A 22,254-nucleotide genomic window follows, 5' to 3' on the forward strand; every position below is an offset into this window, starting at 1 on the left:
TTGTAACGGTTGCCATGGCGCTTATTTCGTTAAAACTCGGCTATTTTGGCTTGGATCAGGGCAAATAACAACGTTTACAACCGTTAGATTTCCAAGATAAACTTAAAGGCCAGGGGCCGGCCCCCCGCCCGGCCTCACCCGCATGGCGTATCACTATTTATGCCTATCCAACTATTAATTTGTACCGGCATCAAGTACAGCGGATTTTTGCCCCGTGACGCTACCGTAAAATAATACGCCGGCGCCCCATATGTCTTTAACCTTACCGCCCCGCGTCCTTAAGCAATATCCGCTTGAACTCCGCAAACGATTCCGCCTCGCATAGCCGGATCATCAGGGACGAGTCGTGGACGATTTCCTGGATCAGCAGCAGCAAATCCCGCGCCTCGCTGCTTTTGGCCTGGGCGATCACGAACACGACTTTCACCGGGACGCCCGCCCAGTCGATCTGTTTCTTCAGGATGCCCACGCCGACTTTGGTGACCGCCGAGCACAGCTCGATCGGATGCACGAGCGCGATCAAATTGCCGAAAGCGGTGCTGCCCAGATTTTCGCGGATCAGGCACAGTTCCTCGAAATCGGGCGGGGTAATACCGGTTTCGGCGATGCGGCTGCACATTTTATGGATCGCCTCCTGCTTCGTCCCTGCGGATAGCGCCCCATAAAACAAATCTTCGGAAAAATACCGCCCGATCAGCCGCTCTTTTTCCTTCCGTTTCTGGTAAACCGTAAGCTTCGCTTTATCTTCATCGGTAAAAAAGGGACTGATAATCTCCACCGGAATGCCGCCGATCTCGACCGGCACGGTGGAAAAGACGATATCGGGCGCAAATTTCAGCACTTCCTCTTTGTTGAACAGCGAAAACGTCTTGACGTAATGGGCGTTCGGAAACGTATGCTCGATTTTGAACTTGAGCAATTCCGCCGTTCCCTGGCCGGTCGTGCAGACGATGGCGATTCGGTCAAAGTGGATTTTGCCCCTTTGCACGTCACGCTCAAGCGCCAAACCGATATGCATGGTCAGGTAAGCGATATCGTCGTCGATCAGCTTCTTCTGATAGATCCGCTGAATTTCTTCCGCCAGCAGTACGGCCAGGTTAAAAGCGAAGGGAAACTGCTGCTTGATCTCCCTCAGAATCGGATTTTTCAAATGCACGTCGTTGTGCAGGCGGCCGATCAAAGGCTCCAAATGGAACACCAGACCGCTGCGCAGCCGGCTGTCATCCCATAGCGACACATCGTAAACCTGCTCGATCTTTTGCAAAAACGCGTCGATGATCATCTCGATTTTTACCCGGGTGTCCTTTAACGCGTCCTGTTTGATCGAACTGATCTGGCCGATCAGATACGAGTACAGGTACATTTTCTCGGATGCCGGAAGCGTTAGCTTCAGTTCCCGCTCCAAACCGCCGAGAATGGCGTCCGTCAGGTGAAAATCGGGGTTGTCCTCATACCCGCCGTTCCGCTCCAGCAGGATGACATGGCCGATGGCGCAGCGTCTGAGCATGATTTTGATATGATAGATCAAATTTTCCAGCACGATATCCGAACACCGGATGCTGCGGGCTTGAAATTCACCGATTACGATCGGTTCGACGGCTTGAAATTCACCCGGCCGCAGATACTGTTGCTCGCGCAGCAGCGAAGCGATCGCCAGCCTTTTGCCCAACTCCTCCCCGGCGATTTTCATGCCGTGGTGCGGCTTGGCCTTTAGCTCAAGACCAAACGGCTTCATCTGCTCCTTCATGTTGCCGAGCACGCCGTTCAGCTTGCTTTTACTGATATAGAAACGCTCGCCGATGTTCTCCATCGTCACATATCCCGGCAGATCGATCATCAAGCGGAACACCTGAACCGCCAGCGCCTGCTCCGAGGCCCCCGCCTCCTCGGCAGCCCGCTGGATCGCCGGTCTGTCCCCGCCTTCCAGCACATATCCGCTGCCGCGCAAGAGCGCGATTTCCGCGCCGAACTCTCCCAATAAAGCGTTGATTTTCCTGACCATGCTGCGCAGCGTTTTGTCGCTGATGTTTAAGCTGAGCATTAGTTGTTTGACCGGCAGCGGCTGTTCGTTATCCAGAAACAGCTTTAAGAGGTTTGTTTCTTTTTCGGTTAAGTTCACCTGGATCATCCTTACGTGTCTATCATTTAAGTCCGCTGGTCATACCGGTGCGGAACGACATCCCCCGTTTCGAAAAAATGCCGGAGCATCCGTTCCTTAAACTTGGAGATCAGCGGCGCGTATGCCGGATCGTCGATCAAATTGTTCCGCTCATAAGGATCCTGCCGCATATCGTAAAACTCGTCCTGCTCGTAATGCCGGTAGACGTATTTATATCTATGGTCCCGAATCATCATCGCCTTGGTATGCTGGGGCAGCTTCTCCTGCTCTACCGTCCTGGCCCAATATTCATTGCTCGGCGCGTGCCCGGCGTCCATGCAATGGTTCTCCCCTTCAAGGCGACCGCCTTCGGCAAACACGACGTCCCGCAGCTCGTCCTCCCCTTCCAACACACGGCGCAGCGACTTGCCGAAATGGGTATAGTCCGGCTTAATCTCAAGCAAATCCAGCAAGGTAGCCTGGATGTCGATCAGTTCGGTCAGCGCGGAGGTCACGCGCGGCTTAACCGCCATAGTTGCCGGCGGTTTGATGATGAGCGGAACCCGGGTCAGCATATCCTCAAACGTATTTTGGTTTTTCTCGGCGATTTCATAATCGCCCGTATAGTCCCCATGATCGCTGAAGAAAACGACAAGCGTGTCGTCATAAACGCCTTTCGCCTTAAGGGCATCCAGCAGCCGGCCGACATAGGCGTCCAGCTCCGTGCCCATCGCATAGTATACCCGTTTCATTTCCTTCAGACGTTCGTCGGACCATTCGTACAGCTTCTGGTTGCCGCGGATGCCCCGCAAAATCGCCGGTTTCTTGGCCCATTCCTCCTCGGTGAGGCGAACGGGGGCCGGAACTTTCTCTCCATCGATGCGGTCGTACCACTCCTGCGTCACACCGTATGGAGGATGCGGCAGCGACAACGCCAGGTAAAGGCAAAACGGCTCCTCCTGTCCATATCCTTCCACAAATTCAATCGCATGTTCAATCTGCTCCCGGTCGATCCGCTTGTCGTCGCTCGCGGTAACCCCGCGGAAGTGGGAATAATCGTATTCCTTGGGGCCGGGCCCCGGCTCGGCCGCCGCTGCTTGCTGCTTCGTTTTCCGTTCTCTCATTTGCTGAAAAAAAGCTCTGTACCGGTCGTCCCTGGTCGAACAGTAGTCGAAGGCGTCCGCATCGGCCCGCAGGAAATCGTTCCTTCCGCCCCAGTACACATGATAACCGTCTTGTTTCAGCGTCCGCAAAATATTGGCTTCTTCCGGTCCCATTAAATGATGCATCGTACGGAAGCCCCGCGTATGCGGATACCACCCGGACAGAAACGAGCAGCGGCTCGGCACGCAGACCGGAAGCTGGCAATACGCGTTGGAGAAGCCGACCCCTTCCTTGGCGAGTTCGTCCAGGTTGGGCGTAACGGCCGCTTCGCAGCCGGTGTAGCCGATGGAATCGGCTCTCCACTGGTCGGCAACGACCACGACAATATTCGGTTTCTTCGGCATAGGCAAACCAAGCGGTGAAGCTGCACCCTCCGGCATACTCCACCACTTGATCTTTTCCCCTCCTTTACTAAATTGGAAATGCGAGTTCAGAAAGCCGGTTTTTCACTAGACGCCTAAGCCCCCGCCAGCTCGATCGCCCGCTTAAGCACTTTATCCCCTTTGGACAGCGCGTAGTCGCGGCTGTCGATCACCTCGCACGGCTTGCCTTTGGCCGCGCACGTTTTTTCCACCGCGCGCAGCTTATGGCGAATCTGCGGGCCAAGCAGCACAACGTCGAAGTCGTCGATTAAAGCTTCCAACTGATCCACCGGATGCGCTTCTACCTTCCAGTCCGCCCGTTCGGGGCCAAAGGCGTCGCGAATGCTTTTCTCCAAAATGCTGGTGGAAATTCCTCCTGCGCAAACCAATAAAATGTTCATTTACAGCACCTCCGTTAATTTTTCAACCAAATCGCGAATCGTCAGGGTCGTCATCAAGTGGTCTTGAGCATGAACCACCAATACGGACATCTCAACCTTTCGCCCGTTGGTCTCGCCGGTCATCAGCGAGGTTTGGCTGCGGTGCGCCCGGCGCAGCAAAGTGTTTGCCTCCTCGAACAGTTCCCGTATTTTCTGTTCATTTTTCGGCTTGACGTAGTCCATCGCTTCCAAGAGAAGTCCCCGGGCCGTGCCGCTCGATGAGATCATTTCCATGCAAATTTGTTCCAGATTAAGTTCATGATTTGTCTCCATTCCCATTCATCCTTTATTCAGATTTGAGAGGTGAACTACACTTTAAGTCGATACTTTCGTTGCTAGTTGTGGCTTGGCGTTCCTTCCCCGGCCGCGGCCAGGCGCTCCTCTTCCTGTTCCTCGGCAACCATTTTACTCTCGAGGCGTTTGTAGAACGGATAATAGATAACCACATCCACCACAATGATGAAGAGCGCCACCAGACCGGCCTTCACCGAAGCCGACGCGGCCATGGCGATCAGGATCACCGGCGTTTGCGCCGGCACGTTCAGAATCGGTGCGTTAAGCATATCGAACCAGTGAAAAGCCGCATAGGTAATTACCGTATTGACCGCAGGCACCAGCAGAAACGGAATCAACAATCGCGTATTTAGCGGGATCGGCGTACCGAACATCGTCGGTTCGCTGATATTGAATATGGCCGGCAGAATGCCGATCTTACCGACTTGGCGAAGCCCTTTGGACTTGCTGCGGGTGTTCAGCAGGGCCAAAGCAAACACCCCGGCGCCGCCGATGGCGATGAAGCCGAAATGAACGGGCGTTGTAAACACCTTGTCGTACGGCAGGCCCGCCGAATAATTGTTCAGGTTGGAAACGATATTTTGGATTTCGATCGGCAATATGATCGGCATGACAATGCTTCCGCCGTGAATGCCCAGAAACCAGAACAAATTGATCAGCACCATAAAGAATCCGACCATGTAGACGTTGTCAAAGTTATGCACCAGCGGCCCGAACAAGTTGGTGATCAACTGCGACAAATGAGCGCCCGTCAAGCCGAGCAAAAGCTTGTCCAACCCGACGAAGACTATGACCGCCGCAATGCCGGGAAGAATGGCGTTAAACGACGTTTGCACGTAATTCGGGACAGAATCGGGAAAGCGGAACCCGATCTTTTTCGTTTGGAAGAAACGGATCAGCTCGACGGTAATGATCGTAATCACAATTCCCGAGAAAATCCCGGACGAGCCGAACGCCGACATCGCCACTTGGAGCGTGGGGGCATCGTTAACCATGATCGTTTGCGGCTGGCCGACGAGGAGAAAATAAATCATCGCGCTGTTGATGACGGCCCCCGTCTCGTTTAATTTGTAGTGCCGGGCAAGGTTAAAAGTAAACGCCAGCGTGAAAGCGATGCCAATGATGCCCGTGGAAATATCGTTGATGCCGCGAAGCCAGGCGTTTTGTTCCCCCCACGCCGCCCAGCCCTGGAGCAGGGAAGGAATGAACCCGGATGATTCCAGAACGACCTGCGGGATGGGAGGCTTGCCGATGATCACGGCGATCGCTCCGACAATCGTAAGTGTAAGCGTGGATAAAATGGCCGTCATGATCGAACGCAAATAGCGGTTGTTTGAAGCCCAATCGGCAACCGGCGCCATGACCCCCTCAATACGTTCCAACATTCTGTCGAACATTGCAGACCCTCCTCAAAGTTTTGTGAGCGCTACTTCCTGAATGATCTTCGAGCAAAACTCGCAGCGGAAGCATAAGCTTATGTGGTTATAGTTCAATTATATTTCACATGATAGCGCATTCAATTTGCGTTTTTTCCGAATGAAACGGAAAAAACGCAGCGGAAGCCACCCTTGCGGGCAGTTCGCTGATTAGCAAATTGACATATATATATTGCAAAATGTCCAATATATATTTTATACTATGACTAAGTCAAATCTGAAAGGAGACATCACGATGAAATGGTTCGACAAAAAAGGAACGGTGCGCGATGAGCGCATTGAGCAGTTGAAAAACCGAATCTATAAGGAAATTTACGTGCTGATCGCGATCATTTGCAGCGTCTCCGTCCTTTGGAAGACCTTTGCCTACCGCGGTGAACAATCCACGCTGCTCGAAGTTATCATCCTGCTGGCGGGCGGCGTGTATTACGTCATCCGCAGCATCGCGCTCGGCATTTATTCGGATGAGGTCGAGGTTTATGAACAAAGCGGCAAACGCTCCTACGGCAAGCTCACCTTATATACGGGACTCGCCATCGGACTTGCGCTGGCGCTGCTGATCGGCATCCGGAGCGCCGTCCTGTACGGCGATGAGAACACTTACCTAAAGTACTTTGTGATGGTATTTTTGTTTTCAATCGGCCTGTATATTCCGCTGTTTGCCGGAGGCTTGACGCTGATGCACTTTATGGCCAACAAGCTGAGCCGCAAAGCATCGCAAAATGACCAGGAGTAACCCGGCGGCCAAGGGAAGGGAGACAGGTGATTTTGCATGAAAAATATCAGGTTAAAAATGGCCCGGGTCGAAAAAGACCTGTCCCAGGAAGAACTGGCCAAGATCGTAGGCGTGTCGCGGCAAACGATCGGTTTGATCGAACTAGGCAAATACAATCCCACCCTCAGCTTGTGCATCGCCATCTGCAAGGCGCTATCCCGCACGCTTGACGAGCTGTTTTGGGAGGACGATTCATCTTGAACGCCCGGGTCATGTTTCCAAATTTCAAATGGTGAAGGAGATCATTTCATGAAACAACAGACAATCAAACGCACCCTTGCGCTGGGGTTAATTACGGCGATTTTTCTGGGGGCCGCGCTCAGTCCGGAAACGAAGGCCGCATCCGGCGGGAGTAATCAGAGTATTCAAGGAACAGTCGTCTCTCCCGGCCCCGCCCGCACGGCCGAAGACAAAATCAAGGACTGGGAAGCGTGGGCAAACGATCACGCCTACAAGCTGGAGACGATTCAGCCCGTGAACGCAAGCGCCGACCGGAGCAAGGCTTTTCAAGATCTGAGCATGCTGAAGCCGCTGCTGCTGGACAAACGGATCGTATTTCTCGGGGAAAGCTCCCACGGGGTGGCGGAATTTAGTCTGGCCAAAACGAGACTGATCCAATTCCTTCACGAAGAAATGGGATATAACGTCCTCGCTTTTGAAAGTGGACTGGCGAACACCTCGCTAGCCTACGGCAAGTCGTCTGCCCAAAGCGCGGAGCAGACGATGAAGGAGGCGATTTTTGGCGTCTGGTGGTCCAAGGAAATCCTGCCGTTGTTCGATTACATTAAAGCTGCGCAACAAAGCGACCAGCCTCTCGCCTTAACGGGATTCGACATGCAGCTGCAGTATCCGCTGCTGGACGGCGGCTGGCTGCAGGACCAGACCTTGGCAGAACGTCTGGCGAACACGGAGCAGAAGCTGTCCGACTATGCGAACGGCACCGATCTGAAAGGATACCAAGAGGACAAAAGCGCTATCATCCAGGTTTATAACGATATCTTAAAAAATGTAGAATCCGCAAAAACACAGGCCGCCCTGAAAGAGCGGTATCCGGACAACGCCAAACTCCCGGTGCTGCTGGAACGAAGCCTGAACGAACGCATCCGTTTCGCCAAAGAGTACGCCGAGATTTCGATTCGCGCCAACCTCGGGATACAAACGGGGGACTACGCCCCGTTTTTCGAATCGATGGAATGGCGGGACAAGACGATGCTTGATAATCTGATGTGGCTGGTCACCGAAGTGTATCCAACGGAGAAATTTATCGTCTGGGGGCATAACGACCATATCCGCAAAGCGCACAGCGAAGTCATAGGCACGCCGTACCCGGTGAAACTGATGGGCGAACTGCTCCCGGACGAGATGAAAAAATACAGCTATACCATCGGTCTGTATCCGGCCAGCGGCAAAACGGCGGACAACACCAAAACCGTGCACGACGTGCTTCCGCTGGAGCCCGGTTCGGTCGAATCGATCCTGTCCGCGGCCAAGACGCCGTATACGTTCGTCGATTTGCGCTACCAGAGCAGAGAACGCGGGAACTCCTGGATGTTCGAGCCGCGGTTTGCTTACAGCTGGGGCATGTTCCCGGAAAGCCTGGTCCCCCGCGATCAATACGACGGCCTTTTGCTGATCGATGGCGTAAACTCGCCGCAGTACTTAACATCGAAATCGAGCGCGGCCAATTAAGGCTCACCCTGGAAACCGGTTCTTGACAGCCGGCTGCCTGGAACGACCGGCCGTCGGCCTTCAAAGTAGCGGCATTTTATGTACTTATTATCCGGAGCCTGGCCTGTTCATCTCCATTTAGCGACACTTTATGTACTTATTTTTCTATGAATGGTCCAGAACGCCGGCATTTCCTTGCGGCGCGGGAAAATAGCGACATAAATTTCCTCTATTTCCCTCCAATTGACGGATCTCGCCGGAATAACGACGTTTTTTGTCCCTATATTTTTCGTAGAAGTTTCTCAACAACAACAGGGGCTTCCTAATCGGCAAATTAGGAGGCCCCTAATTTAAAACAGCACGATTCCCGCGACCGCGGACAGCAAAATGACCGCAAACGGATGAACTTTGTATTTGGTTACCAGGGCAAGGCTTCCGGCAATGATCAGCAGCGTTCCGGCCATGGACCAGCTCAGCAAAGGTTCGCTCCGCCCGCTGAGTCCGAAATGGATGGCGGCGTAAATAATCAGACCCGTCACAATCGGGCGCAGACCGTAAAACGACGATTTGACCCAATCGTTGCTTTGGAGTCTCAGGAAGAAGGCCGTAAGCAGGATGACGATAATAAGCGACGGCAAAATGATGCCAATCGTGGCCACGATCGCTCCCCAAATGCCCGCCTGCGAATATCCGATCAGCGTGGCCGCATTCGTGGCGATGGAGCCCGGGGCCATCCCCGCCAAAGCGACAATCTCCTGAAACTCCCCGGCATCCACCCATCCCATGGCCGCCACCTCCCGCTGGATCAGCGTCATGACCGCGTAGCCGCCGCCAAAGGAAATGAGCCCTACCTTGATAAAGACCAAAAACAGCTGCCAAAGCATAGATGATCACCCTTTAGATGTAGTATTCCGGGAAGTGAAGCTCCTGTTTCTCCTCGGTCCGCGCCTTTTCCGTCCGTACGGTCATCCCGCATTTCCGCTTAATCAACACGACGATGGTCCCGGCGATCGGCCCCCCCAAAATAAGATAAAACGAATGAATGCCGGTAAATAAGAGGAGCGCGACCGCAATTCCCGCGATCACCAGCGTGGCTGCATCCAGAACGGAGGATTTCCACATCTTGAAAGCGGCTAAGATGATCAGGGAAACGACCGCGGCGTGAATGCCTTTTAATGCGGCTGCCACTTTGGCGTTATCTTTGAAAATGTAACTTAATAGGCTCAGGAGAAAAACGATGATAAACGTAGGCAGCGTAATCGCGGCCACGGCCGTCACGGCGCCGGGGATTCCGCCCAGCCGATAGCCGATGAAAGCCGCGGAGTTGACGGCCACGCCGCCGGGGGCTGATCCCGAAATGGACACCATGTCCCCCATTTCCTCCTGGTTCATCCACCCTTTTCTATGAACGATCTCCTCTTCGATCGTCGCGATCATCGCGTAGCCCCCGCCAAACGTGGAAGGCCCTATTTTAAAAAACACACAAAAGATTTGCCATAGGATGTTCATTCGCCGGGTTAGCGCGTTCTTCATCCGAACTCACCCTTTTCTGTCTCGTCATGTTTTACTAGAAGCTATAAGCATTATATCATATTAATTTCATTTTGGATTAAAGTTGTGATAAATTTATAAAAAATTCGTAAAATTCAGGCAATTCGCAACTCCCGAATCGTGGATTTTTCCAAACATAATTTCAAACAGAAATTATGTTGATTATTCTGATGAAATTAACTGGAAATAACACGACGTTGCCGTTATACTTTTAATATCCCGACTAATTAACTTGGAAATGGAGAAACGTACGTTATGATTACTCATTCCAATCCTTCGATAAAAAAACAGGTTTACGACCGGATTTCCTACCTCGGGACCGTCTCCAAAGCCGATTTGTTAAACCACTTTTCGCTCACGAGCAGCAGCATGACGCGCTTGCTTGAAGAGATGACCTCCCAGGGGCTGGTCATCGTCTCCGGACTCGGCAACTCCACCGGCGGAAGAAAGCCGATTTTATTTCAAACCAATCCGACGTACCGCTATCTGTTCGGCTTGGAAATCTCCCGTATTTATTCCACGCTGGGACTTTACGATATGCATATCAACACCTTGTCCCTGACCCGTTGGAAAATGGACGAACAGATGACGCCCGAGCTGTTTGTCGATCACGTTGTGAACAGCGCCCGGGAGTTCCTGACCAAGCACGGCATCTCGCCCGGCGACGTCTTGGGCATGGGAATCGGAGCGGTCGGTCCGCTGGACCAAAGAAAAGGAATCATCCTTGAACCGGAATTTTTCCCCGCCCCCTCCTGGAGCAATGTGCCGATTTGCGAAATGCTTGCGGAGCGGCTGGAGTTTCCGGCGAAACTCGACAATGGCGCAAACACCGCGTTAATCGGCGAGCATTGGGCGCTGCGGACTGAAAACATCCAGCATGCCCTTTACGTTCACTCCGGCGTTAACATCCGGTCGGCCGCGATGTCCGACGGCCAGATTCTGCGCGGGGCCGTGGATACCGAAGGGGCGATCGGCCAGATGATCATCCAGGCCAATGGGCCAAGGCTGCGGGAAAAAGGCAATTACGGGGCATTGGAGGCTTTCGTGTCGGTGCCGGCGCTGGAGGAACGGGTGCGCACCCAGCTAAAAATCGGACGCGGCAGCCTGCTCTCCGGCATTTTGCCGGATCAGGTCAACTTTGCCACACTGGTTGACGCCCTGGCGCAAGACGATCCGCTGGTTAAAGAGCAGTTTATGGAGACAGCCGCTTATCTGGGGATTGGACTGGCCAACCTGATCAATGCGCTTCATCCCGAATACGTCATTTTGGGCGGCCCGCTCGTCAGCGCCAGCCCGCTCGTATTCGATACCGCGCTGGAGATCGCCAAGAAAAACACCTACCATTATCCCGAGTATAGCCCGGTGTTCACACAAGGTCTGCTGCTTGAGGAGGCCGTGGCCACCGGGGCGGCCGTGATGATGCTGCAGGAGTGGGAAGGAAACTAGTAGAATGATCCGGAAAACAATATGGCTTATCTGCGGACGGGGGCTATGGATCGCTTTGTTCTACTGTATTAGTCTTGTGCACAGTATCAGCCCCATGAAATAGCGGAACTTTAGGGGCTTATTTTTCGAATTTGGGCCCATTCATCACCATAGGGGAACTTTTGGGTCTTATTTTTCGATGAACAGGTCGAAAGGCGGCCTTTTGCCACTAAATCGTGAAAATAGCGCCATAAAATTCCTCTATTTTACGCAACATAGGGGATGTCGCGGAAATAGCGCCCTTTTTTTCCTTTATGTTGTCACCCGAGATCTTCAATAGGCCATTTTTCCGTTTTCTCAAGTCTTTACTTGCCATCAAGCTAACGTTATTTCCAGAATCGTCTACTAGCTCGCGAAAAGTTTCATCCTAACATACGCTGAAACAAATCATTGACAGGCGTATATAACCAAATGATGAAATAAAGCGGGCTGGGAACCTGCACCTTGAATACAGTGCAAAGTGTTGCCGAAATGCCGGCGATCCAGAGCAGGATGAAGACGGCAAGCTGGCCGAATCGGCGGGAGCGGGCCAAGGAAGGCAGATCAATCGCTATACAGCATGCGGCAACCAGCAGCACCGCCAGAAAGTCCTTCATTTGGCCCTCACCCCTTTATGTCATCCTGAAATGATTTATCGATGGTGCCAATCCGGTTGATATGTACGGAAGCTTGATAATGAACGGGCAGCGTTTTCAGGTAAGTTTCCCGCTGATCCTTCAGCTTCTCCCACACCTTCGGATGGGATTGGTAAATCAGTTGGCCAAACCCCAAAATATCGGAATTGTATTTCTCAATAATATGATCGGCCGCATTTTCCATGAGGTAAATGATCCGTTGTTCCGACTTTTTCTCCAATTCTCTGATCACCCGGTCGTCATCCAGCCGATCCGTGCTCTGTGTGCTCTCAACATTGACTGTAGCCCGGACGGTAATATAAATATGCGGCTCCCCGCCGATGATTTTGACCTTGCGTTTGGTTGAAGATCGGAGCACCTCCATCACGATGGGTTGCCCGTCCTCCCCCATGACCGGACCGGCACTCCCGCTGACTTCACCCATGATATAGTTATAACCTATCGTTTCCATTTCGTTGAGCCATCCGAGCAGCTTGTCCTTTCTAAACACGCCGAGGCCGCGAAGCAGCAAGCTTGCTTTGGGCCTCGTGCTTTTCAGGTTTTTCGCATCCCCGTCCACAGAACGGTCGCCAACAATCTCGATGCCCGACAGCGCGACGTTTCTCCCCTCGGCTACCAAACGGTCAACCAGTTTGTCAATGGTAACGGGCGTGGTTCTGGCGGTTGCCTTGGACGATTTCTGCAAGGAATAAAACAGCCGGTTGGCCGGCAATTTGTCCAGCGGCGTCAAAAACTGCAGCACTTCGGAAGCCTGGGCATCCCGCGCTACCATGATATAGAAATCCGACCGTGGCTCACGGCTTCTTAGAATGACATCCAGCACCTTGCCGATGCCGTCCCGGGCCAACTCCTCGCCAAGCACCAATACGCGGATATGCCCCAAGTAACTTGACCGGGAGCTCGCTAAAGTGAATTCATGCAAGGCTTCGTAAATGGTCTTGACTTTAAAATCGTAAACGGTGACCGGCGTTCCGCCTCCCTTTGCGGTGGTGGATGTGGCGATCTCCGAAGGAATAACCACCTGCATCGTTACTTTAAATTGGTCTCCTTCCTTATCCAATCCGTACCCCAGGACAAAAGCCAGCTCATTGAGTTCTTTCCTTTCCCAACAACCGCTCAGCAAAGCAGGCAGCAAAATGATCAGCAGGAACCCGCACAGGGTTGATTTCAGCGTTCGCATCATGGCTTACGGTTCCTCCCCTCCGGTTTGTCCTTGCCGCTTCAGGTCGACTGGCCCAGTTTGCTTGGGTCTCGTTGTTAACTTCGGCCAAGGAAAGCGGAACACGGAATCCTTCAAATCGCTTTGAATATAAGGTCCAAGCGGACTCATATAAGGCATGCCGAAAGACCGCAGCCCGGCCAAATGCAGCACGATGATAAAAATGCCGAACAAAATGCCGTACAATCCCATAAACGCCCCCAGCGCCATCAGGACAAAACGGATGATCCGGGCGGCGATGGACATCCCCGTCTCCGGAATCACAAAACTGGAGATCGCCGTAACGGACACAATGATGACCATGGCGGATGAGATAAACCCCGCCTCTACGGCCGCTTGTCCGATAACCAGGGTCCCGACAATGGAAATGGCCTGGCCGATGTTCTTCGGTATTCTTACGCCAGCCTCGCGTAAAACTTCATAGATGACCTCCATGAGCATCGCTTCGACGAAAGCCGGAAAAGGCACCGCCTCCCTTTGCGCGGCCAGGCTGATCACAAGGGTGGTCGGAATCATTTCCTGGTGATACGTAGTAATGGCCACATAGAGCGCTGGAGCCAGCATTGCGATAAAAAATGACAAATAGCGGATGAATCTCAGCAAAGTGGCGATATCCGCCCGCTGATAATAATCCTCTGCGGATTGGAAGAAATTCAAGAAGAAGGAGGGAACAAGCAGAACAAACGGCGTCCCGTCCACCAGGATGGCCACTTTTCCTTCCAAAATTCCCGCCGCGATCGTATCGGGGCGATCGGAATTATAGATCGTGGGAAACGGGGTAATGGCCGTGTCCTGAATGAATTCTTCGATATAGCCGCTTTCCAAAATACTGTCCGTGTCGATCTTGGCCAGACGCCGCTTTACTTCAGCCACGATTTCCGCATTGACAACGTTGTTGAGATACATAATGGCCACATCGGTCTGGGTTGCCTTGCCGATTTGAAACGTCTCGAGCCATAGATGGCTATCCTTGATTTTCCGCCGGATCAGCGCCGTGTTGGTGCGCAAACGTTCGGTAAAACCCTCCATCGGCCCGCGTAAAACCGTCTGTGAGCTGGGTTCTCCGACATTGCGGTCCTCCCAGCCGGGAAGCGCGATCCGCAGCGCGGTATTCGCTCCCTCCAGCAGCAGTATGATGCATCCCGATAAAAGATCATGAAGCAGCTTATCGTAATCGGCGATTTCCTTTATATCTCCAGCCATCAAAATGCAATCCTTGAGAAGTTGCAGCTTTTGCTCGGCATCCATCTTTTCCGGTTCATCAAATTCGGAGAATCCCCGCTCGGTCAGCGAGTAAAGGATGGAATTGTGAAGGGTGCCGGTATCCACCAGTCCATCGATAAAAAACAAGACCAGCTCTATGTTTGTCCCTAGAATCAGCTTCTTTTTCACCAGATCCGTGCTCCCGCCAAGCGCTTGTTGCAGCAGGGCTTCGTTCTCCTGCAGGCGGGTCGACAATTGACCTTTTAGGCTTATTGATTTATCCACTCTCGTCACCCGGGTTTTCCGCCAATAGGCGTTTTTTGCTTATTTTGGTCTATTCGGCCATTATTATTCCGGAAAAATCCAGAAAGAGGGCATACTGTCAATACATTACCGGCATACTAGCACAGACTGGCGCTTAAATTCGCGTACCGGGGTCGAAAAGTAGGCCATAGGCGGAAGGATGTATAGGAACATGGGCTTGGAAAAAGGACGCTTATCTTCAAGACAACTGATTGTGCTTGTCCTGTTTGTGTTTGTTGGCGACATGGCGCTGATTTATCCCTTAACCATGGTAGCCGATTCGCATCAGGACGCCTGGATCGCAAGTTTAATCAGCTTGCTGCTGGGGCTTGCCTGCATAGCGATTCCGATCAAAGTACATTATTTTTATCCGCAGTTGAACCTCATCGAAAAAATTAACAAAATATTAGGAAAGTGGGTCGGAACTGCAGTCAACCTGTTCTATTTGTTTTTCTTTCTAATGGCAACAGCCATCTACATTCGTGAAATCGAGGATTTCATGGGCACGCAAATTTTTGAAAAGACTCCAAGCGCCGTTTTTCGTTTCATGACCCTGTTCCTGGTGATATACGGCCTCCGCCTTGGTCTCGAGACGCTTGCCAGGGCAGCTGAAATATTTTTGCCGCTGTTCATTCTGTTTTTCGCTTCATTGATGTTTCTGCTGCTTCCGCAGGTCCAACTGGAAAATCTGTTCCCGATCATGAATACGCCTTTGCCCAAATTGCTGCACTCCGTGTTGTTTGGCATCAGTTATCCGTTTGGCGAAATGATCGTATTTCAGATGGTGCATCCGTACGTTAAGCAGAGCAAAAATACCAACCGGGATATCTTTCTCACCATGATTATCGGAGCGGCCGTCCTGAATCTGATTTTGTTTCTTTCCCTTACCGTTCTGGGCGCTTATCTAAGCGAGCATCAATTTTACGCCGCCTATATTCTGGCCCAAAAAATCAATATCGGCAATTTTCTGCAGAGAATCGAAGCGCTCATGGCCATTGTGTGGGTAATCACCACCTTTTTCAAAACGGCGCTATATTTCTATGCCTTTACGCTTGGTACCGCTCAACTGTTTAACCTGAAAAGTTTCCGTTCCTTGATTTTTCCGGTTGGTTTTCTCGTATTTGGATGTGCTCAGCTGGTATCGAAAGATATTATTTTCTACATTAAAAAAATCCCAGCCTATTGGGTCGACTGGGATTTTACTATCGGCTTTGGGATCCCTTTGCTGCTGATGGTTGTTTATTATGTCAGAAAATCCAGGGCCCGATTACAGCAGCAAAAAACGTGAGTGAAGGGGGCATATCCCCCGCCGTTAAACATAAAGCAACAAGTCCGCTATCGACACCAGCGAATAATCCGCTTCTACGCAGCTTCGCGCCTCGCCGATGGCCGCTGCCGCCATGCCGCCGCGTTTGGCCGCGATGATTCCCGCTTCCGCGTCCTCAACGACAAGGCAGCCTGCGGGCGGAACGCCCAGCTTGCCGGCCGCCAGCAGGAACACCTCCGGGTCCGGTTTGCTGTTTTTGATCCCGTTTCCGTCCGCCACCGCGTCGAAATAACCGGACAAGCCGATCCGCTCCAAAATAACCGGCGTATTTTTGCTGGACGAACCGATAGCGATTTTGTATCCCCGCTCGCGGAGAACGGACAGAGTATCCGCCACCCCCGGCAGCATGTCACCATCGGTCAGGTTGCCCAGCAAACCGCGGTAAACCTCGTTTTTCCGCTCGGCCAGCTCCAGCTTCTCCACCGGCGTATAACGCTTGCTTGCTTTCTCTAAGATAATCTCCAAACTTTCCATGCGGCTGACGCCGCGCAGCCGGTGATTGATTTGCTCGTTAAATTCGATTTCCTCCTGCCGGGCCAGCTCGGACCACGCCTGAAAGTGATATTGATCCGTGGAGACGATCACCCCGTCCAGATCAAAAATGACCGCCTGATACCGCCGATTCATGCTTCTCCCTCCTCTTGCTCCGCTTTCTCTCTTGATTCCTGCAGCTCTATCATCTCCGCAGCGAATTGCGGCAGCTTCCTGTCGCGATAGCTTGATCCTGCTTACAATCTGGCGTCCCACAATCCGCAGAACGCATCGACCGGGCTTGTCCCTTTGAACTCCGACCGGCCCATCAGCTTGTCGAGCAGCGCCTGCAGCACATTGTCGTTCGAATTATAGGCGTTAATATAGGTTTTTACCCGCGGCACGTCCAACAGGTGGTACGGATTCTCGACCGAAAGGAATAGCGTCGGAATGGTGGTCATAAAGGTCGGCACATTGGCCCCCATCGGCTGCTTCCATTCGATCCGCACCACCGTTTGGTTGCTTTTGGTCACCATATTGGCCAGGTAGATGATCAGATCGTATTTGCCGAGCACTTCGCTTTGCGCCGACATCATGCCTTCAAACCCGGGATTCACCTCGAACGTGGTCACCTCGAAGCCTTCGTTCTTCAGCTTCTCCTTGAACAGTTCGGCGGCCCCGACGCGCGCGCTGTACGCCACTCCCTGTTGGGATTCAATATCATAGAAAAGGACGCGTTTGTATTTGTCGGGATGAATCGGCAGCACTCCGGGTTCTTCTTTGACCAAGGTGACCGCCTTATCCGCGCACTCCACCGACCATTGCCGGTGTTCCTTCGCGCCCAGCACCTTGAGCGCTTCCTCCAGCTTGGGCGCGAGCGTGCCGTCCGCTTGTTTGCGGTGCAGCTTCAAGGCCGCTTTCAGCCCCAAAATCCGGGTCAACGCTTCATTCAAGCGCTCTTCGGTGATGATCCCGTCCTCGATGCCCTGTTTCATATAGCCGAAGTCTTCTTCCAGACTGCGGCAGAACAGGAACATATCGCAGCCCGCGGCGATTGCCCGCGGAACGGCTTGCGATCTTGGCATCGAAATCATCATTCCCGCCATCGTTGAAGCATCCGTCACCACCAGACCGTTAAAGCCGAGCTGTTCTTTCAGCAGCTTCGTCACCAATTCGTAGGATAAAGAGGCCGGCAAAATCTCCTCATCTTTTAGTGCCGGATTAAGCCTCCGGCTGTAGGCCGGCTGCAGGATGTGACCGACCATCACCGTCATCGCGCCTTCCTCGATGCAGGCTTGGTACACCGCGCCGTAGGTGGCGTCCCATTCTTCGCAGGACAAGGAATTGATGCTTTCCACCAGATGCTGGTCGCGCTCGTCGACCCCGTCGCCCGGGAAGTGCTTGATGGAAGCCGCGACCCCGTTTTGCTGCACGCCTTTGACATATTGAACGCCCATGCGGCGGACCCGCTCCGGATCGGAGCCGAATGTGCGCGTATTGGTAATCGGATTGCGGAAATTGTAATCGATGTCGATGATCGGCGCAAATGCCCAGTTGCAGCCCACCGCCGCGCCTTCGCGCCCGCAGACGACGCCGAGCTTGTAGGCCATGTCGTCGTCATCGGTGGCGGCCACCTGCATCACCGACCCGACGGTGGTGCCCTCTTCGGCAATGCCGGAGCCGCCCTTCTCCAAATTGGCCGCGATCAGCAGAGGGATCTTGGCGCTTCGCTGCAGTGTTTGCACCGTGTTTACGATGCTGCTCGCAGCCATGGGCCGGCACATCAAGCCCCCGGCCTTGTATTCCGCCGCCAGCCGCTTCAAATATTCTTCTTCATCGGAATAGCCGACCAGGCAAAACAGCTGCCCGACCTTCTCGTCCAGCGTCATGCCGGCGATCGTCTGCTGTACCCAGGCGATATCTTCATCGGATAAATAAAATGGTTTAGCTTTCAAGTTGGCCACGTTGTTCAGCTCCTAGCGATAAAATGGATGATACGAATCAATGCGGGCCCATCTGTTCCGTGAGCCGCTTTCTAACCAGCTTCTCGATGTCACTGGCCGGCTTCGGCGGAAACTCCTGAGGATGCTTGCGCGCAAGTTCCGCAGCCTGGCTGGCCCTTCCGGTTTCCTCCAGCCGCTTCAAGTATCCCGGCAAATAACCTTTGGCATGGAAAGGCCCGCCTTCTTTCATCACCGTCCACAACGGATCGCGATCATCCCCCGAACGGACCATCATTTCGTCATGCCACTGGTTCAGCAAATAAACGGCCTCCATACAAACGTCGCGGTGTTCGGCGGCAACATTGCGCTGCTCGTTCGGGTCCTCCCGCAGGTTGAACAGCATCTCCTTGTCAAACAGGTGGTAACCGTCATGATAGCTGCGAATGTACATCCAATCACCGAAACGAACGCTGCGCTGCACTACGTGGGCGCACTGCGACACCACGAGGTAATCCCGCCCGCAATCGGTTCCGTCCCGCAGGACCGGCGCATAGCTGGTGCCGTCCCAATCCGGCATCGGGTCTGCCCCAAGCAGTTCAGCTACCGTCGGCAGCAGGTCCAGATGGTAATGCAGCCGCTCGTCGACGAGGCCCTGCTTCATGCCCGGCCAGCGGATGATCATCGGAATCCGGCAGGTCCCCTGATCCGCAGTGGCATGCTCGCCATAGATGCCGAGCTGGCCGATATTTTCGCCATGGTCGGCGGTAATCATGATGATCAAATCTTCCATCACGCCCTGCTGTTCCAGCGCCGCAAACAGCTTGCCCAAATGGTCGTCCATATAACGAATGCCGCAGTCGTAACCGTCGACCATCTTTCTCAGGCCGTCCATGTCGAGAATTTCCCCGGGGTGACGCGGAAAATCGGGGGATGTAGCATTATCGTAGCTCTTGGTTCTGAAATTAATGTTGAGCTCCCGCGCACTGTGGGAACCGACCATGTCCTTGTGCCGTTCCAGCACCTCCTCCGTCATCCACTCCGGCAGCGGATCGTCTTCGAACGGATTTCCGTATTCCAGCGGCGTCCGGTAAGGGGTATGCTGGTCCCAATAATTGACGTACAGGAACCAGTCGTCTTTTTGGGCATTCCGTTCGATCCATTCCAGCGCCACGGGCGTTACGTCATCCGCGGACTCGTTCCCGAGATGCCCCGTATTGATGATTTCGTTGAATCCGGCATAAAAAGCGAACGTTGAGTGGCGCTGCGGGAAAGGACTGATCAAGGTGGTGCTGAGTCCGCCGATCAGCTGCAGGTACGACGGGAACGCCCCGCCCCGGGTCAGCCGGCCCATCAGTTCCCGCTGCTCGCCTTCCAGCTTCATGTCCCCCGCCGTACCGCCGTGGCCGACCAGGCCGTTGCGAATTCCGAACTGCCCGCTCATCAGCGCGGTGCGGGAGGGCGCACAAGGCGCGTCCGAAGTGTAGTAATTGGTGAAACGGACGCCTTCGGCGGCGATTTTATCGATATTGGGCGACGTATTGCGATGATAACCATAGCAGCCCAGATGTTCCGGGTTGGTCGAATCCAGATCCAAAAACAAGACTCTCATAAGGCAATCTCCTCCAAGTTGAAATTTACGAATTGCAAACACTCACTGTAAACGGCCTCCATAGCCAAATTCCCGACATACGTACATGTTCTACTCTACAGGCAATCCCTCCGCGGCGCCTTAACCGATCTTTTTGTTTGTTGCCCTATTTTTCTGCCGGGCGGGAGTAGAGGAGCTCTTTGCCGGATATAGCGGTAATTTATGGCGCTATTTTGCGATTTTCCGTCCTCTCGTACAAATAGCGGTAATTTTTGTATCTATCTTCCTGCCATACGCGGAGAAAGCGCCTTTTCGCCCTGATCGCCCACAAATAGCGGTAAAAAATCCCTCTAAATCGACCGATCTCCCTTTTCTGCCGGGGATAACGCCCTTTTTTACCGCTAATACCGCGGCCACCTTAGCCTCCGCAAACGTAACCTTGCGGCCCTCACCCATCTTTTAAAAAGCGAAGAAGACACCCCGAAGAGATGCCTTGCTTCCTTTTTACGTACCTGCCGATCAGCGCTGCCCTAAGCCGTAACGATCCGATTGTTCTGAAGCTCCTCCTTCATCGTCTCCTCTTGTTGATCAAGCCGGTAGAACATCATGAGGACGATGGAAAGCACGAAGCAAATCAACGGCACCCACACGAAATTGAATTGAAGAGCGAGCAATGCGGAAGACGTCTGGGCCTGGTTGGGAACGTATCCCCCCATCGACATAATCCAGGCGGCGATCGCTCCCCCGAGCCCCATGCCGAATTTGACGCCAAAGGTGGAAGCCGCCATCAGCAGCCCTTGCGCGCGCACGCCGGTCTTCCATTCACCGTAATCGACCGTATCGGCGATCATCGCGAATTTAATGCCGGCCACCACGCCAAGTCCAATCTTCGCCAGCGATCTTCCGATTACCATGAGCGGAACCGAAAGGAACTCAGAGCCGGCAAAGATAATCAGTTGTCCCGCCACGGCCAGAATGAATCCCAGGAGCACCGTGTTCCGTTTACCGAGTTTTTTGGCCATAAACGGCACCGCGATAATCCCGACGAGCATCAAGCTCGACAATCCGTTCAGCACCGGCACCAAATCGGCGCGGCCCAGATTATATCTGAGAAAATAGATCGTCGATTGGTTCATCATGATCGTAGAGATAAACAGCAGCACGTTGACGATAAGCAAAATCCACCAAGGCCAATTTCCCTTCAGCGCTTTCACGCCTTCTTTAAAAGGAATTGGCTTATTACCGTTGGACTGGACTCTCTCTTTCGTATTTGCAAACGTGATGAAAAAGAGCCCGACGCCGATCACAGCAAACAAAATCATGGTATAGAGAAAGCCCTGCTGCTGGTTGCCTCCGCCCAGAAAAGCGACCAAAGGCAGCACCGCGGCATTGACGATGAACGCGCCCGTCTGGCCTCCGACCATCCGGTACGTATTGACCACGGTTCTTTCCTGCGAATTGCTGGTAAGGCTCGGCAGCAGCGAAGATAACGGAATGTTGACGCCCGCATACAAAATCCCCAACGCGATGTATGTCGCATACGCGTAAACGATTTTACCCGTCGCGCTTAAATCGGGGGTCATGAACGTCAATATCGCGACGACCCCAAACGGAATGGAAAGCCAGAGGAAATAAGGTCTGGATTTCCCCCATTTGGTGCTGGTACGGTCGATCAACACCCCAAAAATCGGACCGTCCAATGCATCGATCATTCTGGCTACCAAGAATAAGGTGCCCACCGCGGCCACATTCAGGCCGTAAACATCGGTATAGAAAAACATAAGGTACGTGGTTACGATAGTAAACACAAGATTGGACGCGGTATCCCCCAACCCGTAGCTGATTCTTTCTTTTAATGAAACCTGATTTTTCTCCTTCATTCGTCACTGCCTCCCGTTGCGGTTTATTCCTATCCGTAAAGCGCTTTCGTTACCATGCGGCCGCCTGTTCTCTTTTCTGCCGAATCACCCTTCATGCCTTGGCCCTTCCTTACTCTACATCCATTCCCAAGCGAAGTCCTTAACCGATCTTTTTGTTTGTTGCCGGATTTTTGCGGAACTTGAGAAACTCCAGCGAAAAAAATAAAGACATAAAATGGCGTTATTCCGGCGATATCTATACATTTGAGAAAAATAGAGGTAATTTTATGCCGCTAGTTTCCTCTATATCAAGGAAATACTAGCCTTCTGGACCATTCATATAAAAATAAGCACATAAAATGCCGCTAATGGAGATGAACAGGCCAGACTCCGAATAATAAGGACATAAAGTGCCGTTATGTTGAAGGCCGGC

19 protein-coding genes are annotated in these 22,254 nt (G+C 52.9%); 5 read left to right on the plus strand and 14 right to left on the minus strand.

The window, feature by feature from the left end:
- Positions 1 to 262 precede the first annotated feature (262 nt).
- From DYE26_RS10170 to DYE26_RS10190, 5 genes are all read right to left on the minus strand, one after another.
- Positions 263 to 2,128 carry a BglG family transcription antiterminator gene (locus tag DYE26_RS10170; protein WP_051985530.1) on the minus strand — a complete coding sequence of 622 codons (1,866 nt, stop codon included), beginning with the start codon at positions 2,126 to 2,128 and terminating at the stop codon, positions 263 to 265.
- Positions 2,129 to 2,145: 17 nt separating this feature from the next.
- Positions 2,146 to 3,642: a sulfatase family protein gene (locus DYE26_RS10175; protein WP_227872634.1), complete on the minus strand. Its 1,497-nt coding sequence runs from the start codon at positions 3,640 to 3,642 to the stop codon at positions 2,146 to 2,148.
- Between the two features lie 77 nt (positions 3,643 to 3,719).
- Positions 3,720 to 4,025 (minus strand): PTS sugar transporter subunit IIB, encoded by a 306-nt coding sequence (locus tag DYE26_RS10180; RefSeq protein WP_036623949.1) that lies wholly within the window; start codon positions 4,023 to 4,025, stop codon positions 3,720 to 3,722.
- Complete coding sequence (locus DYE26_RS10185) at positions 4,026 to 4,337, minus strand: PTS sugar transporter subunit IIA (RefSeq protein ID WP_036623950.1); 312 nt, start codon at positions 4,335 to 4,337, stop codon at positions 4,026 to 4,028. It lies immediately after the preceding gene.
- A 62-nt stretch (positions 4,338 to 4,399) separates the two neighbouring features.
- Entirely contained in the window at positions 4,400 to 5,755 is a 1,356-nt protein-coding gene (locus tag DYE26_RS10190) for a PTS sugar transporter subunit IIC (protein ID WP_036623951.1), read from the minus strand.
- 274 nt (positions 5,756 to 6,029) lie between these two features.
- Between DYE26_RS10190 and DYE26_RS10195 the strand changes: the two genes are divergently transcribed.
- The 3 genes from DYE26_RS10195 to DYE26_RS10205 are packed head-to-tail and all read left to right on the plus strand — an operon-like array spanning position 6,030 to position 8,258.
- Positions 6,030 to 6,530 carry a DUF6773 family protein gene (locus DYE26_RS10195; RefSeq protein ID WP_196427608.1) on the plus strand — a complete coding sequence of 167 codons (501 nt, stop codon included), beginning with the start codon at positions 6,030 to 6,032 and terminating at the stop codon, positions 6,528 to 6,530.
- Positions 6,531 to 6,566: 36 nt separating this feature from the next.
- Positions 6,567 to 6,770 carry a helix-turn-helix transcriptional regulator gene (locus DYE26_RS10200; RefSeq protein ID WP_036623952.1) on the plus strand — a complete coding sequence of 68 codons (204 nt, stop codon included), beginning with the start codon at positions 6,567 to 6,569 and terminating at the stop codon, positions 6,768 to 6,770.
- 48 nt (positions 6,771 to 6,818) lie between these two features.
- The gene (locus DYE26_RS10205; protein ID WP_036623953.1) at positions 6,819 to 8,258 is read left to right on the plus strand and encodes an erythromycin esterase family protein; all 1,440 of its coding nucleotides are present in this window, start codon (positions 6,819 to 6,821) and stop codon (positions 8,256 to 8,258) included.
- A 329-nt stretch (positions 8,259 to 8,587) separates the two neighbouring features.
- On the opposite strand, the gene DYE26_RS10210 is transcribed toward DYE26_RS10205, so the two are convergent.
- Both DYE26_RS10210 and DYE26_RS10215 read right to left on the minus strand, forming a co-directional pair.
- Positions 8,588 to 9,121, minus strand: coding sequence for a chromate transporter (locus DYE26_RS10210; protein ID WP_036623954.1), 534 nt, complete (start codon positions 9,119 to 9,121; stop codon positions 8,588 to 8,590).
- 13 nt (positions 9,122 to 9,134) lie between these two features.
- Entirely contained in the window at positions 9,135 to 9,770 is a 636-nt protein-coding gene (locus tag DYE26_RS10215; protein ID WP_036623955.1) for a chromate transporter, read from the minus strand.
- A gap of 273 nt (positions 9,771 to 10,043) precedes the next feature.
- Between DYE26_RS10215 and DYE26_RS10220 the strand changes: the two genes are divergently transcribed.
- Positions 10,044 to 11,234 carry an ROK family protein gene (locus DYE26_RS10220; RefSeq protein ID WP_036623956.1) on the plus strand — a complete coding sequence of 397 codons (1,191 nt, stop codon included), beginning with the start codon at positions 10,044 to 10,046 and terminating at the stop codon, positions 11,232 to 11,234.
- Between the two features lie 401 nt (positions 11,235 to 11,635).
- On the opposite strand, the gene DYE26_RS10225 is transcribed toward DYE26_RS10220, so the two are convergent.
- Genes DYE26_RS10225 through DYE26_RS10235 form a run of 3 tightly spaced genes read right to left on the minus strand, consistent with a single transcriptional unit; the run spans position 11,636 to position 14,615 of the window.
- The gene (locus DYE26_RS10225) at positions 11,636 to 11,869 is read right to left on the minus strand and encodes a hypothetical protein (RefSeq protein WP_036623957.1); all 234 of its coding nucleotides are present in this window, start codon (positions 11,867 to 11,869) and stop codon (positions 11,636 to 11,638) included.
- 7 nt (positions 11,870 to 11,876) lie between these two features.
- Positions 11,877 to 13,091: a Ger(x)C family spore germination protein gene (locus tag DYE26_RS10230; protein ID WP_036623958.1), complete on the minus strand. Its 1,215-nt coding sequence runs from the start codon at positions 13,089 to 13,091 to the stop codon at positions 11,877 to 11,879.
- A gap of 3 nt (positions 13,092 to 13,094) precedes the next feature.
- Positions 13,095 to 14,615 carry a spore germination protein gene (locus DYE26_RS10235; protein WP_036623959.1) on the minus strand — a complete coding sequence of 507 codons (1,521 nt, stop codon included), beginning with the start codon at positions 14,613 to 14,615 and terminating at the stop codon, positions 13,095 to 13,097.
- A 190-nt stretch (positions 14,616 to 14,805) separates the two neighbouring features.
- On the opposite strand from DYE26_RS10235, the gene DYE26_RS10240 reads away from it, so the two are divergent.
- Positions 14,806 to 15,921 carry a GerAB/ArcD/ProY family transporter gene (locus tag DYE26_RS10240; protein ID WP_036623960.1) on the plus strand — a complete coding sequence of 372 codons (1,116 nt, stop codon included), beginning with the start codon at positions 14,806 to 14,808 and terminating at the stop codon, positions 15,919 to 15,921.
- 24 nt (positions 15,922 to 15,945) lie between these two features.
- Here the strand turns inward: DYE26_RS10240 and pgmB are convergent, their stop codons facing one another.
- From pgmB to DYE26_RS10260, 4 genes are all read right to left on the minus strand, one after another.
- Entirely contained in the window at positions 15,946 to 16,587 is a 642-nt protein-coding gene (pgmB, locus tag DYE26_RS10245; protein ID WP_036623961.1) for a beta-phosphoglucomutase, read from the minus strand.
- A 101-nt stretch (positions 16,588 to 16,688) separates the two neighbouring features.
- Positions 16,689 to 18,395, minus strand: a complete 1,707-nt coding sequence (locus DYE26_RS10250) for a glycoside hydrolase family 3 protein (RefSeq protein WP_036623962.1) — start codon at positions 18,393 to 18,395, stop codon at positions 16,689 to 16,691.
- A 37-nt stretch (positions 18,396 to 18,432) separates the two neighbouring features.
- On the minus strand, positions 18,433 to 19,983 hold the full coding sequence (locus tag DYE26_RS10255; RefSeq protein WP_036623963.1) for a sulfatase family protein: 1,551 nt from the start codon (positions 19,981 to 19,983) through the stop codon (positions 18,433 to 18,435).
- A gap of 509 nt (positions 19,984 to 20,492) precedes the next feature.
- Complete coding sequence (locus tag DYE26_RS10260) at positions 20,493 to 21,842, minus strand: glycoside-pentoside-hexuronide (GPH):cation symporter (RefSeq protein WP_036623964.1); 1,350 nt, start codon at positions 21,840 to 21,842, stop codon at positions 20,493 to 20,495.
- Between the last annotated feature and the right edge of the window lie 412 nt (positions 21,843 to 22,254).

This window comes from Paenibacillus macerans, assembly GCF_900454495.1.
GTDB classification, from domain to species: Bacteria; Bacillota; Bacilli; order Paenibacillales; family Paenibacillaceae; genus Fontibacillus; species Fontibacillus macerans.

Coding starts and splice junctions, on each gene's coding strand:
- DYE26_RS10170 (WP_051985530.1), bottom strand. CDS start 2,128: ATGATCCAGGTGAACTTAACCGAAAAAGAAACAAACCTCTTAAAGCTG.
- DYE26_RS10175 (WP_227872634.1), bottom strand. CDS start 3,642: ATGCCGGAGGGTGCAGCTTCACCGCTTGGTTTGCCTATGCCGAAGAAA.
- DYE26_RS10180 (WP_036623949.1), bottom strand. CDS start 4,025: ATGAACATTTTATTGGTTTGCGCAGGAGGAATTTCCACCAGCATTTTG.
- DYE26_RS10185 (WP_036623950.1), bottom strand. CDS start 4,337: ATGGAGACAAATCATGAACTTAATCTGGAACAAATTTGCATGGAAATG.
- DYE26_RS10190 (WP_036623951.1), bottom strand. CDS start 5,755: ATGTTCGACAGAATGTTGGAACGTATTGAGGGGGTCATGGCGCCGGTT.
- DYE26_RS10195 (WP_196427608.1), top strand. CDS start 6,030: ATGAAATGGTTCGACAAAAAAGGAACGGTGCGCGATGAGCGCATTGAG.
- DYE26_RS10200 (WP_036623952.1), top strand. CDS start 6,567: ATGAAAAATATCAGGTTAAAAATGGCCCGGGTCGAAAAAGACCTGTCC.
- DYE26_RS10205 (WP_036623953.1), top strand. CDS start 6,819: ATGAAACAACAGACAATCAAACGCACCCTTGCGCTGGGGTTAATTACG.
- DYE26_RS10210 (WP_036623954.1), bottom strand. CDS start 9,121: ATGCTTTGGCAGCTGTTTTTGGTCTTTATCAAGGTAGGGCTCATTTCC.
- DYE26_RS10215 (WP_036623955.1), bottom strand. CDS start 9,770: ATGAAGAACGCGCTAACCCGGCGAATGAACATCCTATGGCAAATCTTT.
- DYE26_RS10220 (WP_036623956.1), top strand. CDS start 10,044: ATGATTACTCATTCCAATCCTTCGATAAAAAAACAGGTTTACGACCGG.
- DYE26_RS10225 (WP_036623957.1), bottom strand. CDS start 11,869: ATGAAGGACTTTCTGGCGGTGCTGCTGGTTGCCGCATGCTGTATAGCG.
- DYE26_RS10230 (WP_036623958.1), bottom strand. CDS start 13,091: ATGATGCGAACGCTGAAATCAACCCTGTGCGGGTTCCTGCTGATCATT.
- DYE26_RS10240 (WP_036623960.1), top strand. CDS start 14,806: ATGGGCTTGGAAAAAGGACGCTTATCTTCAAGACAACTGATTGTGCTT.
- pgmB (WP_036623961.1), bottom strand. CDS start 16,587: ATGAATCGGCGGTATCAGGCGGTCATTTTTGATCTGGACGGGGTGATC.
- DYE26_RS10255 (WP_036623963.1), bottom strand. CDS start 19,983: ATGAGAGTCTTGTTTTTGGATCTGGATTCGACCAACCCGGAACATCTG.
- DYE26_RS10260 (WP_036623964.1), bottom strand. CDS start 21,842: ATGAAGGAGAAAAATCAGGTTTCATTAAAAGAAAGAATCAGCTACGGG.